The sequence below is a fragment of the Tenacibaculum soleae genome (assembly GCF_001693415.1).
GTDB classification, from domain to species: domain Bacteria; phylum Bacteroidota; class Bacteroidia; order Flavobacteriales; family Flavobacteriaceae; genus Polaribacter; species Polaribacter soleae.
Window position 1 is genome coordinate 407,295 of sequence record NZ_MAKX01000001.1, and the last position, 14,247, is coordinate 421,541.

Annotated in this window: 12 protein-coding genes; all 12 read right to left on the reverse strand. The window is 32.3% G+C overall.

What is annotated here, in order from left to right; genetic code table 11:
* Nucleotides 1-10: 10 nt before the first annotated feature.
* The 12 genes from BA195_RS01780 to BA195_RS01835 all read right to left on the reverse strand — a co-directional run bounded on the left by BA195_RS01780 (nucleotide 11) and on the right by BA195_RS01835 (nucleotide 14,238).
* Nucleotides 11-1,537 (reverse strand): lytic transglycosylase domain-containing protein, encoded by a 1,527-nt coding sequence (locus tag BA195_RS01780; RefSeq protein ID WP_068701831.1) that lies wholly within the window; start codon nucleotides 1,535-1,537, stop codon nucleotides 11-13.
* 8 nt (nucleotides 1,538-1,545) lie between these two features.
* On the reverse strand, nucleotides 1,546-2,307 hold the full coding sequence (locus tag BA195_RS01785; RefSeq protein WP_068701833.1) for an exodeoxyribonuclease III: 762 nt from the start codon (nucleotides 2,305-2,307) through the stop codon (nucleotides 1,546-1,548).
* Complete coding sequence (locus BA195_RS01790; RefSeq protein ID WP_176714938.1) at nucleotides 2,307-2,474, reverse strand: hypothetical protein; 168 nt, start codon at nucleotides 2,472-2,474, stop codon at nucleotides 2,307-2,309. Before BA195_RS01790 ends, BA195_RS01785 begins: the two co-directional genes overlap by 1 nt.
* 64 nt (nucleotides 2,475-2,538) lie before the next feature.
* Nucleotides 2,539-3,195, reverse strand: coding sequence for a 3-oxoacid CoA-transferase subunit B (locus tag BA195_RS01795; protein WP_068701837.1), 657 nt, complete (start codon nucleotides 3,193-3,195; stop codon nucleotides 2,539-2,541).
* A gap of 4 nt (nucleotides 3,196-3,199) precedes the next feature.
* Nucleotides 3,200-3,901 (reverse strand): CoA transferase subunit A, encoded by a 702-nt coding sequence (locus BA195_RS01800; protein WP_068701839.1) that lies wholly within the window; start codon nucleotides 3,899-3,901, stop codon nucleotides 3,200-3,202.
* Nucleotides 3,902-3,939: 38 nt separating this feature from the next.
* A complete protein-coding gene (locus BA195_RS01805; protein WP_068701841.1) occupies nucleotides 3,940-6,222 on the reverse strand; it encodes a transglycosylase domain-containing protein in 2,283 nt (760 codons plus the stop codon).
* Nucleotides 6,222-6,710: a gliding motility lipoprotein GldH gene (locus tag BA195_RS01810; RefSeq protein WP_084443009.1), complete on the reverse strand. Its 489-nt coding sequence runs from the start codon at nucleotides 6,708-6,710 to the stop codon at nucleotides 6,222-6,224. The genes BA195_RS01805 and BA195_RS01810 overlap by 1 nt, the downstream gene beginning before the upstream one ends.
* Complete coding sequence (locus BA195_RS01815) at nucleotides 6,697-8,208, reverse strand: PSP1 domain-containing protein (RefSeq protein ID WP_068701845.1); 1,512 nt, start codon at nucleotides 8,206-8,208, stop codon at nucleotides 6,697-6,699. Before BA195_RS01815 ends, BA195_RS01810 begins: the two co-directional genes overlap by 14 nt.
* A gap of 228 nt (nucleotides 8,209-8,436) precedes the next feature.
* Nucleotides 8,437-10,125 carry a glutamine--tRNA ligase/YqeY domain fusion protein gene (locus tag BA195_RS01820; protein WP_068701847.1) on the reverse strand — a complete coding sequence of 563 codons (1,689 nt, stop codon included), beginning with the start codon at nucleotides 10,123-10,125 and terminating at the stop codon, nucleotides 8,437-8,439.
* A 158-nt stretch (nucleotides 10,126-10,283) separates the two neighbouring features.
* On the reverse strand, nucleotides 10,284-12,122 hold the full coding sequence (locus BA195_RS01825; RefSeq protein ID WP_068701849.1) for a M1 family metallopeptidase: 1,839 nt from the start codon (nucleotides 12,120-12,122) through the stop codon (nucleotides 10,284-10,286).
* A 1-nt stretch (nucleotide 12,123) separates the two neighbouring features.
* Nucleotides 12,124-12,528, reverse strand: coding sequence for a hypothetical protein (locus BA195_RS01830; RefSeq protein ID WP_068701851.1), 405 nt, complete (start codon nucleotides 12,526-12,528; stop codon nucleotides 12,124-12,126).
* 66 nt (nucleotides 12,529-12,594) lie between these two features.
* On the reverse strand, nucleotides 12,595-14,238 hold the full coding sequence (locus tag BA195_RS01835) for a S8 family serine peptidase (protein ID WP_068701853.1): 1,644 nt from the start codon (nucleotides 14,236-14,238) through the stop codon (nucleotides 12,595-12,597).
* Nucleotides 14,239-14,247 lie beyond the last annotated feature (9 nt).

Consider the following 14,247-nt stretch of genomic DNA (forward strand, 5'->3'; position numbering starts at 1 on the left):
TGTTGATTTTTTAACTCTTAAATATTTTTAGCTTCATTCCTGGTTTCAGACTTTTTACACTCCAAATATTGTTCCACTTTTTAATTTGTTCTATAGAAACTGATGGATATTTTTTAGATATCGTCCATAACGAATCTCCATTTTGCACTACATAAACATCGTGTTTACCTATTGGCACTTTATATTTTTTCTTTGAAACTTGTTTTGAAACCGCTAATCTCTTTGGATAAATACTTAAACGTTGCCCTATTTTTAAGCGATGGCTTCTCATACCGTTCCATCGTTTTATATCACTAACCCTTACACCAAATTTGTTTGCAATTTTCCCTAAATAATCCCCACTACGCACTTTATAGCGAATGCGTTTGTCCATTTCAAAATACTTTGGCAATGGTTTTTCTCTTTTTGCATCATCTTCATTTGCTAATGTGTAAATTTCTTTTTCTTTATCTAAAAAATCTATTATGTTTTTTCGAGGCAATCGAACTGCATAACTTTTACTTTTTACATAAGGAATGATATCTAATTTATATGACGGATTTAAAAAAGATAATAATTCTGTATCTATCTTTGTTTTTTCTGAAATTTGATCAAAACTAATCGTTCTTTTTACGCGAACAGTATCAGTTTCAAAATGAAAAATATTTGGTGGCTTCGGGTAAATATGATGCTGCTCTGCATATTCAAAAATATACATCGTTGCATAAAATGCTGGTACATAACTGGCTGTTTCGCGAGGTAAAAACGGACGAATATTCCAATAATTTCGATACCCCCCTGATCTTTTTATTGCTTTAGAAACGTTTCCTGGCCCTGAATTATAGGCTGCTAAAGCCAAATCCCAATCGCCAAAGATTTTATATAATTGACTTAAATATTTACAGGCTGCTATAGTTGCTTTTACAGGGTTTTGACGTTCATCAACATACGAGTTTACCTTCAAATCAAACTGAATTCCTGTGCCGTACATAAATTGCCACAAACCCGTTGCTCCAACTCTTGACTTTGCCGCAGGACGCAAGGCAGATTCAACAATCGCTAAATATTTCATTTCTAGCGGCACATCAAACTGATCTAAATACTGTTCAAACATCGGAAAATAATACTGTGCCTTTGCCATTAAGGCTGGATAATATCTTTTACGGTGTTTTAAATAACTATTAATTACTTTTTCTAACGCTGGGTTATAAGCTAAATTAAAAGGTGTTTTTAAATTTAAGTCACTCAATCGTTTTTTTAATAAATCGGTAGAAAGTATTGTGGTAGTATTACCTATAATTTCTTTATCGTTAATTACATATTGAATACTATCAAACAGCGAAGAATTAAATTTTTCTTCTATTAATAAACTATCAATAATTTTTAAATCGGCATCAGTGTATAACGTATCAATTTGTTGTGTTTTGATAGTATCTTTAGCTATTAATGTTGAATCAACAACTATTTTTACCTGCTCTTTTGTTACAAAAACACTATCAACAGGTTGCTGTGCAGCAATTGAAAGTGTAAAAAAAAGTAATCCTAAAATATTTTTCATAAGTAGTTTTATAGCGTTAATTCAACAACAATCGGACAATGGTCTGAGTGTTTTGCTTCTGGTAAAATATAGGCTCTTGAAATTTTATCTTTTAACGGCTCAGAAACCATTGCATAATCCAATCGCCACCCCTTATTATTGGCTCTAGAATTTGCTCGATAACTCCACCAAGAATACTCTTGTCTTTCTGGATTTAAATGACGAAAACTATCAGTAAATCCGCTATCAATAAACTGCGTTAACCACTCACGCTCTTCGGGTAAAAACCCAGAAACACCTTTCATTTTCGGGTTGTGAATATCTATTGCTTCATGACAAATATTGTAATCGCCACAGATAACTAAATTTGGAATGGTTTTACGCAAATCGGTCGCATATTCCAAAATTTCATCCATATAATTAAACTTATAATCTAATCTTGCAGCATTGGTTCCTGATGGTAAATACATGCTCATTACCGAAACTTCATCAAAATCTACACGTAAATTTCTCCCTTCAAAATCCATCGATTCAATTCCTGTTCCGTATTCAATATGATTGGGTTCTTTTTTACAAAAAACAGCTACCGATGAGTAGCCTTTTTTTTGTGCTGAAAACCAATAATGATAAGGATAACCTGCATTTTCAAATTCAGATAGGTCTAATTGTTCTTTGTGTGCTTTGGTTTCTTGAATACAAATTACATCTGGATTTGCAGCCTGTAACCAATCAATAAATCCTTTTTTTAATGCAGCACGAATTCCGTTTACGTTGTACGAGATTATTTTCATTAATCTAAAAATATTGGTTTTTTAAGAAAAATCCACGTTAGCTGCTTCCTTTTTCCTGTTTGCGTTTCTATTATTTTTATTCTTGGTGATAAAAAATATCCTAAAGCAATTGCTATCGCTATTCGTAACCAATCAGGCTCTACATGAAATATTTTATCTAAAATCAACAAAAAAAGTATTGCTTGAAGAGGATAAATTAATCTATGAAATTTTTTAAAAAAACCTTCCATATTAAATATTCATCTCAGGAATTTCTCCATCAACAATTAAAGTTCCTTCAGTAGCTTCTTTAATTTCTTCAACAGATACTCCTGGAGCTCTTTCTAACAAATGAAAAGCACCATTTTTAACTTCTAAAACAGCTAAATTGGTAACTACTTTGGTTACGCAACCAACACCTGTTAGAGGTAATGAACATCCTTTTAATATTTTAGATTCGCCACGCTTATTCGTATGCATCATAGCAACAATAATATTATCTGCTGATGCTACTAAGTCCATCGCTCCACCCATTCCTTTTACCATTTTTCCCGGAATTTTCCAGTTAGCGATATCACCGTTCTGTGCAACTTCCATCGCTCCTAAAACAGTTAATTGAACGTGTTTACCTCGAATCATAGAAAAGCTTGTTGCTGAATCAAAAATAGACCCTCCATCTAACACAGTAACTGTTTGTTTACCGGCATTTATTAAATCTGCATCTTCAGTTCCTTCAATCGGAAATGGTCCCATACCTAACAATCCGTTTTCTGATTGAAACTCCACTTCAATACCTTCTGGAATGTAATTAGCCACTAAAGTCGGAATTCCGATTCCTAAATTAACATACCATTTATCTTGTAATTCTTTTGCTATTCGTTGCGCTATTTGTTGTTTACTTAATGCCATTTTATTACGCTTTTGGAGTTACCGTTCGTTGTTCAATTCTCTTTTCATATTTTTCTCCTTGAAAAATACGTTGCACAAAAATTCCAGGAATATGAATTTGATTTGGATCTAATTCTCCTGCTGGCACTAATTCTTCAACCTCAGCTACGGTAATTGTTGCCGCTCCACACATATTTGGATTAAAATTGCGTGCTGTTCCTTTAAAAATTAAATTTCCGGCAGTATCTCCTTTCCATGCTTTTACAAATGAAAAATCTGCTTTAAAAGCTGGTTCTAACACGTACATTTTTCCGTCAAACTCACGCGTTTCTTTTCCTTCGGCTACTTCTGTACCATAACCTGCTGGTGTATAAAAAGCGGGAAATCCTGCTTGTGCAGCCCTACATTTTTCTGCTAAAGTTCCTTGTGGTGTAAGCTCAACCTCTAGCTCACCCGATAACATTTGACGTTCAAATTCGTCGTTTTCTCCTACATAAGAAGAAACCATTTTTTTAATTTGTTTATTCTGTAATAATAAACCCAATCCAAAATCATCAACCCCTGCATTGTTAGAAATACAGGTAACGTTTCTTACATTTAACTTTACAAGTTCAGCAATGGCATTTTCTGGTATACCACATAAACCAAAACCTCCTAACATAAAAGTCATAGAATCTTTTACACCAGCAACAGCTTCTTGTACGTTATTTACTTTTTTATTTATCATTGTAGTTGTTTGTTTAATACTAAAAATTTCTTACAATCTTAAAAATCAGTTTCTTCGGATGATTTTTCATCTTTATTTTCCTCTTTCTGCTTAGCACAGTTAATTTCAATGGAAAGTTTTTCTGATGGCTTTTCAAAATCTGACTGACTAATATTTAAGCTTTTATCAGCATAGCATTTTTGCATAAATAATGCCCATGTTGGTAACGACATTGCTGCTCCTTGCCCTTTTCCGATTCCTGCAAAGTGGGTTGCTCTATCTTCACCACCTGTCCAAACTCCTGTTGCTAAATTTGGTACAATTCCCATAAACCAACCGTCAGACTGATTTTGAGTTGTTCCTGTTTTTCCTGCAATAGGGTTTGCAAATTTATATGGATGCCCTGTAATATAATCTGGATATTTATGTGATAAACGTAAACGGATACCTGATCCTCCTGTTGTTACTCCTTTCATTAAATCTAACACTACATAGGCAGATTCTTCACTTAAAACCTCTTTTGTTTCAGGAACAAATTCTTCTAAAACTGTTCCGTTTTTATCTTCAATTCGAGTAATCATCATCGGACTTACACGTAATCCTTTATTTGCAAAAGTTGAATACGCACTTACCATCTCTATCAACGATAACTCTACAGCACCTAAGGCTATTGATGGATTTGCATCAATCTTTGATTTTATTCCTGCCGATGCTGCTAAACGTGCAACATTTATTGGTGAAACTTTATCAATTAGTTGAGCTGACACTACATTTACTGAATTTGCTAATGCTTTTTTTAATGTTAACTCACCACCGTATTTATTACTGGAGTTTTTAGGTGTCCAATCTTCTGGCATTCCATATTTTTCTTTAGGAATGGTGTACAATACATTTGGCAACTGATCACAAGGTGACATTTTTAGCTGATTAATTGCTGTTGCATATACAAAAGGTTTAAAAGTAGAACCTACTTGACGTTTTTGTTGTTCTACCGCATCATATTTGAAATATTTATGATTAATACCTCCCACCCATGCTTTAATATGACCTGTTTGAGGCTCTATAGAAACTAATCCTGACCTTAAAAAGTGTTTGTAATAACGTATAGAGTCATAAGGTGTCATAACAGTATCTATTTCTCCTTTCCAAGAAAAAACACGCATATCAACATCAGTATTAAAAGATTTTTCAATCTCTTCTTCTGATTTACCTGCAGCTTTTAATCGTTTGTAGCGTGTTGAATTACGTTTACCTCGTTTCATTATTCCGGTAATCGTTCTTTTGTCGATATCGTAAAAAGGGGCTTTTTTATTTCTTTCTTGTTCTTTAAAAAAGAAAGATTGCAGGTTTGCCATATGCTCTCTACTTGCCTCTTCGGCATATTTTTGCATACGAGAATCAATCGTAACATGTATTTTTAATCCATCTTTATAAATGTTATAAAACTCTCCATTATCTTTCGGATTTTCTTTTGCCCACTTTTTTAAACGCTGTTTTAAGTTTTCTCTAAAATAAGTTGCCAATCCATCACTATGACTTTCTGGTGTGAAATTTATTTTTAGTGGTAATTTTTGTAATGAATCTCTTTCTTGATCAGTTATCACGTCATTTTTTGCCATTTGAGCAAACACAACATTTCTACGTTGTAATGATTTATTTCTTGATATCTTTCTATATGGATTAAACTGCCTTGGGTTTTTTAACATGGCTACTAAAATAGCGGACTCTTGCAAGTCTAACTCCATCGGTTCTTTACCAAAATAAATACGTGATGCTGAACGAATACCAGTCGCATTAAATAAAAAACCTTGTGTATTTAAATACATGGTTATAATTTCTTGCTTAGTATATTGTCGTTCTAATTTAACAGCAACTACATATTCTTTAAGCTTTTGAGTAAGTCTTATTAATTTATTACTTGCTCCTCCTTTATTAAATAAATTTTTTGCTAATTGTTGTGTAATAGTACTTGCACCACCACCTGCTCCTAATTTTGAAATTGCCCTTGCCAAACCTCTAAAATCAATCCCTGAATGTTCATAAAAACGTTCATCTTCAGTGGCTACTAATGTTTTTATTAATTTTTCTGGTAAATCTTTGTATTTAATAGGTGTACGGTTTGCTTTTACGTAATATTTTCCTAAAGTTTTTCCATCTGCAGAAATTACTTCAGTTGCTAAATCGCTTTTAGGGTTTTCTAACTCTTCAAAGGTTGGCAATGCTCCAAAAACTCCCCAAGAAGCAAGTAAAAATAAGGACCCTATAAGAAGGAAACCACCTAATATGATTCCCCAAAACCACTTGATGTATTTATTAAAATTAGTTGTTTTTTTCTCTTTCATTATTGCATTTTTTCAATTCTAAATCCTACTTCAGAAATACCTTCAAGTGTATTTATTCCTTTAATTTCACCATTTTTTCTCATGGCTTGTTTTACTTTAAAAGTATATTCTCCTGTATTAGGAAATGTTATATTTTCTTTATAAAATAATTTATTTTCTTTAATATTTGAAAAACCTTTGCCTAAAAATTTCCCTGTAACATCTGCCATATCATACTCTAAAGTATCTATAATTGTTTCTCCGTCAGGAAAGTTTATTTGTGCTATTAAAAACAAATTACTGTACTCGTAATCTTGATTGTTTCTAAGGTTTATAAACAAGTTTTTCTTTTGTATTGAATCTTTTATCGAAAAAGTAAACGTAACAGTATTATTTTTATTCCATAGGCTATTTGGCAATGTTATATACTCATCATAAACTCTTTTTGAGTCACATGATGTCATTGCTAAAAAAACAAAAACTAATGCTAGTATACTATTCTTTTTCATTTTTAGGTTTGGTTGATTTATTTTCGTTCGGTTTTCTATTTCTTTGATTATTATTTCTTCTTTTCTGATTGTTTGGTTTTTTATTTTGAGGTTGAACACCTTTGCTTTTATTATTTGGGGTTTTATCTGTTTTTTGGTTATTCTCTCTAGGATTTTTTCTAGGTTTCGGTTTCCTTGTTTCAACTGAGGCAACACCTGTGTTTTTATTACCTTCTTTTTGTCCTGGTTTTCTTTGAGGTTTTTTATTTGTCTTTACTTCACCAGGTTTCGTACCATTTCTTTTATTTACTGGTTTTCTTGGAGGTCTTCTTTTTGGTTTGGTTTCGTTTGATTGATCACCCTCTGAGTTGTTTGCTGGTTTTCGTGATTTTCTTCTACTATTACGAGATTTCTTTTTAGGAGCATCAAAACGAGTTAAACTATCTTGTCCTACAACATTTTCAAAATCTACCGTTGGTTCCGTTATAATATCTAATTCATATTCATCTAACGGTAAAGAAACTTCATTATTTTTATTTAATTCGATAATTTCATTTACTTGCTCTAATGATAATCGAAACCATTTAAAACTTTCATGCTTATAAGTGTACCAAAGTATTTTTTTAAAGATATCCATCTTTACAAAAACAGCATCTCCTTTTTCTGTTTTCAGTATTTTATCTTGCTTCGGAAAACTTTGTAAAGCATCTAAATACGTATCCAACTCAAAATTTAAACAACATTTTAACTTACCACATTGTCCTGCTAATTTTAACGGGTTTAATGATAGTTGCTGGTAACGAGCTGCTGCTGTATTTACTTTTCTAAAATCGGTTAACCAAGTAGAGCAACATAACTCTCTACCACAAGAACCAACACCGCCTAAGCGCGCTGCTTCTTGACGCATACCTACTTGTTTCATTTCTACACGAATAGAAAAAGTTCCTGCTAAATCTCTAATTAATTGACGAAAATCTACTCGTTCATCTGCAGTATAATAAAAAGTAGCTTTGGTACCATCCCCTTGATATTCAACATCAGATAATTTCATTTTTAGCCCTAAACGGCTAATAATCTCTCTTCCTTTTCGTTGAGTTTCTTGTTCTCTATCTCTGGCGGTGTGCCAAATATCAATATCTTTTTGAGTAGCTTTTCTGTAAATTTTCTTTACATCTTCACTATCTACACTAATTTTTCGTTTTTTCATTTGAACTTTTACAAGCTCTCCTGCTAAGGCAACTATACCTATATCATGCCCCGATGATCCTTCAACCGCTACGACATCTCCCATAGAAACAGTTAGTTTCTCGGTATTTTTATAAAAATGTTTACGTCCGTTTTTAAAACGAACTTCAAAAATATTAAATGGTGCTTCACCCGTAGGTAAAGTCATATTCGATAACCAATCAAAAACGGCAAGTTTATTTCCACTTCCACAAGTACCTGTTGCACAATTTCCATTGCTTTTACAACCATTAGGCACACCGTTTTTGTTAGTTGAGCAACTGCTACAACTCATAAAATAGTATATTATTAGAAATGCTTTTTAAATCTGAATTTTCCCAGTATCAAAAAACACTTTTTTATTATTGATTTTCAGTTAGATAAAAATTAATTATCACAACTTTCCTTAATCAGTAAAGATACGTATTCTATCGAAAATTAAAAATGGAATTTTTTTATAAAAAAACCTTTCTTAATTTTATAAAAATTAAGAAAGGTTGCTAATTAAAATAACTATTGCTATTTAGTTCTTTTTTGCCCAATTATCACGCAAACCAACGGTTTTATTAAATACTAAATTATTGGCAGTCGAGTCGTCATCAACATTAAAATATCCTAAACGTTGAAATTGAAATTGTTGCCCTATTGTTGCTGTTTGCAAGCTTGGTTCTACAAATGCGGTAATTTTTTCTAAAGAATTTGGATTTACAAACTCCATAAAATCTTTGTCTTTATGACTATCTGGTGCTTCATCTAAAAATAAACGATCATAGGCTCTTACCTCAGCTTTTACAGCGTGTTTTACCGATACCCAATGTAAAGTTCCTTTTACTTTTCGTTTACTTTCTTCTGTATTACTTCCTGACTTTGTTAACGGATCGTACGTACATTGAATTTCTGTAATATTACCCTCTGCATCTTTTGTACAGCTATTAGCTGTAATAAAATAGGCATTTTTTAAACGAACTTCTTTTCCTAATTTTAACCTAAAAAACTTCTTATTTGCTTCTTCTCTAAAATCTTCTCTTTCAATATAAATTTCTCTTGAAAAAGGAACCATTCTTGTTCCTGAATTTTCATCTTCAGGATTATTTTCTGCAATTAAAACCTCTTCTTTATCTTCTGGGTAATTAGTAATCACCACTTTTACAGGGTCTAAAACCCCCATTACTCTGTTGGCTGTTTTATTTAAATCTTCTCGTATTTTAAACTCTAACAACGAAACGTCAATAATATTTTCTCTTTTTGATACGCCTACTGTTTCGATAAAATTACGGATAGATGCTGGTGTATACCCACGACGTCTTAATCCAGAAATTGTTGGCATTCTTGGGTCGTCCCATCCTTTTACAATTCCTTCTTCAACCAATGTTAATAACTTACGCTTACTCATTATTGTGTAGCTTAAGTTTAAGCGCGAAAATTCACGCTGTTTTGGTGGATTTGGAAATTCTGTCTTGCTGTATTCGTATACATTATCGCGAAACCAATTGTATAACTCACGGTGAGGTTTAAACTCTAACGAACATAACGAGTGTGAAATTTGTTCTAAATAATCACTTTCACCATGTGTCCAATCATACATCGGATAAATACACCAATCGTTTCCGGTACGGTGATGTGCTTTTTTTAAAATTCGATACATTAAAGGATCGCGCATTAACATATTTGGCGACTCCATATCAATTTTAGCACGTAAAACATGCGTTCCTTCATCAAATTCACCAGCTTTCATTCGGCTAAATAAATCTAAATTTTCTTCAACCGATCTATTTCTAAAAGGACTATTAGTCCCAACCTTTGTTGGTGTTCCTTTTTGAGTACGCATTTCTTCAGAAGATTGACTATCAATATACGCTTTACCATCTTTTATTAATAAAACTGCCCAGTCGTATAATTGCTGAAAGTAATCAGACGAATACAATTCATTTGCCCATTTATACCCTAACCAAGTAACATCTTTTTTAATAGCATCAACATATTCTTGCTCTTCTTTTGCTGGGTTTGTATCATCAAAACGTAAGTTTACTGGTGCGTTATACTTTTCACCTAAACCAAAACTAATTCCGATAGCTTTCGTGTGACCGATATGTAAATATCCATTAGGTTCTGGCGGAAAACGAAAACGTAAATTTTCTTTTGGCAATCCGTTTGCTAAATCTTCTTCTATGATTTGCTCTAAAAAATTCAATGATTTTTTTTCTTCTGACATCTTCTGTTGAAATTGAAGTGCAAAATTACGGAAAATTGTTGAAGAAAATTTTATCCTAAAAAAAGAAAAAGTGAAAACTCTACATAGAGTTTTCACTTTTTTATCAATACCATTTTATAGTGTGATTCTGAAATAAATTCAGAATAACCTTCAAAAGTTTATTTACCAAACGAGTTATTTTCTTGATTGATGTCTGCCATTAATTTTGATGGATCAATTTCAACAGATTTTACTTCTTTAGAAGTTGCAAAAGTATAGGTTGGGTGCGCCCAAGTCCAATCAGTTATTACTGTTGCTTTGGTTGGTTTTTCGCCACGCATCATACGTAACGGAATATTAAATGTTTCTTTACTGCCATCTGTGTAAGTTACCTCAACATCAATAGGCATCGGCATTCTTCCTATTCTTTCTAACACCACTTCTTTACCGTTAACCGATTTTACTCCGTAATCTATGGTGTGCGTTGTTTGTGTCCATTCGTTTAAATACCAGTCTAAATGAATTCCTGAAACTTTTTCGGCAGTTCTTTTTATATCATTTGGCGTTGGGTGTTTAAATGAAAAATCAGTAAAGTATTTTTTTAATGTTTTTGCTACATTTTCCTCTCCAATAATATACTCTAACTGTGATAAGAAAATATTTCCTTTAGAATAACTTGCTACACCGTAAGCTGTGTTTGTATGATACCTATCTGCATGTGTAGATAATGATTCTTCAATGTTATTTTTTACTACATAATTGTAGCCCATATATGAACCTCTGTGTGGATTTTTTACATTTTTACCTAAAATTGCATTTTCTGCTTTGTTAGATATATAGGTAGTAAACCCCTCATCCATCCATGGATGCTTGCTTTCGTTACTTGCTAATAAAAACTGAAACCAAGTATGTGCCATTTCGTGTGCTGTTACACCAAATAAACTTCCCCAGCTACGTTTTCCGGTAATTAAAGTACTCATTGCGTACTCCATTCCACCATCACCACCTTGTATTACTGAATATTGTTTGTATGGATATTGCCCTATGTTTTCAGAAAAATAATTCATTAATTCAGCAGTTTTAGGCTGTAATTTTTTCCAATTTTCTAGATATTTAGCCTCTAATGTTTTTTTGTAAAGGAAATGTAAGTCGATTCCGTTATCCATTTTATAGGTGTCGTGAATATATTCTGGGTCGGCACCCCAAGTAAAGTCATGCACATTTGGTGCTTTAAATTTCCATGTTAATTTTTTTCCTGAAGGAAGATTTAAGGCTTCATTTTTATTCTCATAACCATGCCCTACTTCTTGTGGATTCTGCAAGTAACCTGTACCTCCAACTACGTAATTTTTATCAATATGAAGTGTTACATCAAAATTACCCCAAACACCATGAAACTCTCTAGCTATATATGGTGGTGTATGCCATCCTTCAAAATCATATTCTGCCATTTTAGGATACCATTGACTCATTGATAATGCAACACCTTCGGCACTATTACGCCCAGAACGACGAATTTGATTTGGCACTTGTGCATCAAAAACCATATCAAACGTTACGCTTTCTCCTGGTTGAATTGCTTTATTTAATGTTACTTCTAAAATAGTTCCTACTGTTTCGTGGTTTACTGCAACTCCATTTTGTGTTAACGAGTTAACCTTTATGTAACCTATTTCTGTTGGCGATAGTTTTACAATTTTGTCGGCAATCTTTTTACCTGGATCTTTAATGTTTCTCGAACGAATATCCATTTGAGAATTTGGTTGAAAAGCATTAAAATATAAGTGATAAAAAACTTTATCTAAAACATCTGGCGAATTGTTTGTATACACCACTTTTTGCTTTCCTTTATATTGATATGTTTTTACATCCATATCAATATCCATCGTATAATCAATATGTTGTTGCCAATAGTTTTGACTTTTTGTTTTTTTTATTGGATTTTCTGTTACCTGTTTGCTTGTTGCTGCACAAGAAACAATTGATAATAATGAAAGTCCTAAAATTATTTTTTTCATATTAAATTGATTTAATTCCTATTGTAGTTAGGGTGTTTTTTAAACTATTAAATTCGTTTTCATTTTTTAAAATAGAAAAACTTCTTTTTTTTCCGTTATGTAATTTTAAAAAAATGCGTTCTTTACCATAAATTTTCTTAGTTTCAACACCTTCAATTTTAGATAACTTATAGGTTGTTTTCCATGATCTTTTAAATAAATAAAAGAGTATTGCTACTACTGATATTACTCCTAACAATAACATGAAAATAAATAAAATTTCATTTTTAGAATAACTTATAGAAACCAATTGAAAACTCATATTAACTACATTTACTGATAATAATATTAGTACTAAACGTGAATGTAATGGAACATCATCTTTAATAATTAATAACTCTTTTTGTTTATCAAACTCTAACTGCATAAGGCGTTTTATAACAAAAAAAGAGCATCAAAAATAATGCTCTTTTTTACTTTGTAATTCTACATTTTATTTTCTACCGTTTACCATTCTATCGGCCATTCTAACTGCATTGTATGCATTTACAACACGTCCAGAAACTGATAAATCTGCAAAAGGAACTTTTTCAACTGGCTTACCATATCTAGCACCTGTACCTGGTTTATTAACGTCTAAATTAATTTTAGTACCAGAGTTCATTAAAATATGTTTTACTTGACTTGCTGATAATTCTGGGTAATAAGAACGAACTAAAGCAGCTACACCTGCAGCTGAAGGTGCTGCCATTGAAGTACCGCTAAATTTTTTGTATTCACCATCAGGTGTAGTAGAGTGTACTTGTACTCCTGGTGCAAAAACATCTACATTTAATTTACCATAGTTAGAAAAAGTTGCTGGTAATTTTTCATTATAGTTAGCACTCATTGCTCCTAACGTTAATACATTATCAGAAATTTCGTTTACTAAATCTGGTGCATCATTAGGAAAAGTTTTTTCAACATCGATATTTTTACCATCGTTACCTGCTGCGTTTACAATTAAAACATCTTTAGAAGCTGCATATTTTAATGCTTCGTAAACCCATTCTTTATTTGGTGAAAATGCTTTACCAAAACTAGTATTAATTACTTTTGCTCCGTTATCAACTGCATAACGAATACCTAAAGCTACATCTTTATCATACTCATCTCCGTCAGAAACTGAACGTACTGCCATCATTTTCACATTATTTGCAACACCATTCATTCCTTTACCATTGTTACGCGTAGCACCAATAATACCAGAAACATGAGAACCGTGTGCTTCTCCTTTTTCTGAATGCCCAATATTTCCATCTCCATAACCAGGCTTATCGTTAATATCATAAGCATTATCACCTACAACAGTACGGTAATCTGTTTTTAAGTTATCTCCATTTATTGTTGCATTTGCAGTTTTAACTAACTTAGCTAATTCTTCTTTTGCTTGTGTTAATGAACTTAATCCAAAACCATACATTTGCTTTGCACCTTCAGCAGCCTTTGTTAAAGCAACATCAGTAGTTTTTAAAGCTAATACTTGTTCTTTTGTATAATCTGCTTTTCCAAAATGTTTTGCTAAAGCTGCATCAGCCATAGTTACTCCATCTAACATTTTTTTATAACGGGCTGCATTCTTTTTAGCTGCATCTACTTTTGTTTTTTGAAATGCTTTTACTTCTTTTAAAGTTTCTGCATCAGCAACAGAAGGATTCATTAAAATACGTTCGTACTCTAAATGTTCTTTATAAGAGCTTCCTAAAAAGTTCCATCCGTTAATATCATCAACATACCCATTTTTGTCATCATCAATCCCGTTTCCGGCAATTTCTTTAGTGTTTACCCAAGCAACATCTACTAAATCTTCGTGCTTTAAATCGGTACCAGAATCTACTACTCCAACAACAACTTCAACTCCTTTTTTTCCTTTTAAGAAATCGTAAGCTTTATTAACACTCATTCCAGGAATAGTATCTGTAGCTAAATCTAAATGTTGCCAATTATCTTTTTCATAAGCTGTTAATTCAGCTTTTTTTGCTGAAATATTTACCACAGTATTACTTCCTGTTGGTACTGCCACTTTACTTACTGATGAACAACCTACTAATGTAGTAATTGCAATTGCTGAGTAAAATACGGGTTTCAAAACTCTCATAATCTTTAT

What these genes read in the sequence shown, in the direction of transcription:
- BA195_RS01780 (WP_068701831.1), bottom strand. Translation starts at nt 1,537, where the DNA reads ATGAAAAATATTTTAGGATTACTTTTTTTTACACTTTCAATTGCTGCA.
- BA195_RS01795 (WP_068701837.1), bottom strand. Translation starts at nt 3,195, where the DNA reads ATGGCATTAAGTAAACAACAAATAGCGCAACGAATAGCAAAAGAATTA.
- BA195_RS01810 (WP_084443009.1), bottom strand. Translation starts at nt 6,710, where the DNA reads ATGAAAAAGAATAGTATACTAGCATTAGTTTTTGTTTTTTTAGCAATG.
- BA195_RS01830 (WP_068701851.1), bottom strand. Translation starts at nt 12,528, where the DNA reads ATGCAGTTAGAGTTTGATAAACAAAAAGAGTTATTAATTATTAAAGAT.
- BA195_RS01815 (WP_068701845.1), bottom strand. Translation starts at nt 8,208, where the DNA reads ATGAGTTGTAGCAGTTGCTCAACTAACAAAAACGGTGTGCCTAATGGT.
- BA195_RS01805 (WP_068701841.1), bottom strand. Translation starts at nt 6,222, where the DNA reads ATGAAAGAGAAAAAAACAACTAATTTTAATAAATACATCAAGTGGTTT.
- BA195_RS01825 (WP_068701849.1), bottom strand. Translation starts at nt 12,122, where the DNA reads ATGAAAAAAATAATTTTAGGACTTTCATTATTATCAATTGTTTCTTGT.
- BA195_RS01800 (WP_068701839.1), bottom strand. Translation starts at nt 3,901, where the DNA reads ATGATAAATAAAAAAGTAAATAACGTACAAGAAGCTGTTGCTGGTGTA.
- BA195_RS01785 (WP_068701833.1), bottom strand. Translation starts at nt 2,307, where the DNA reads ATGAAAATAATCTCGTACAACGTAAACGGAATTCGTGCTGCATTAAAA.
- BA195_RS01820 (WP_068701847.1), bottom strand. Translation starts at nt 10,125, where the DNA reads ATGTCAGAAGAAAAAAAATCATTGAATTTTTTAGAGCAAATCATAGAA.
- BA195_RS01835 (WP_068701853.1), bottom strand. Translation starts at nt 14,238, where the DNA reads ATGAGAGTTTTGAAACCCGTATTTTACTCAGCAATTGCAATTACTACA.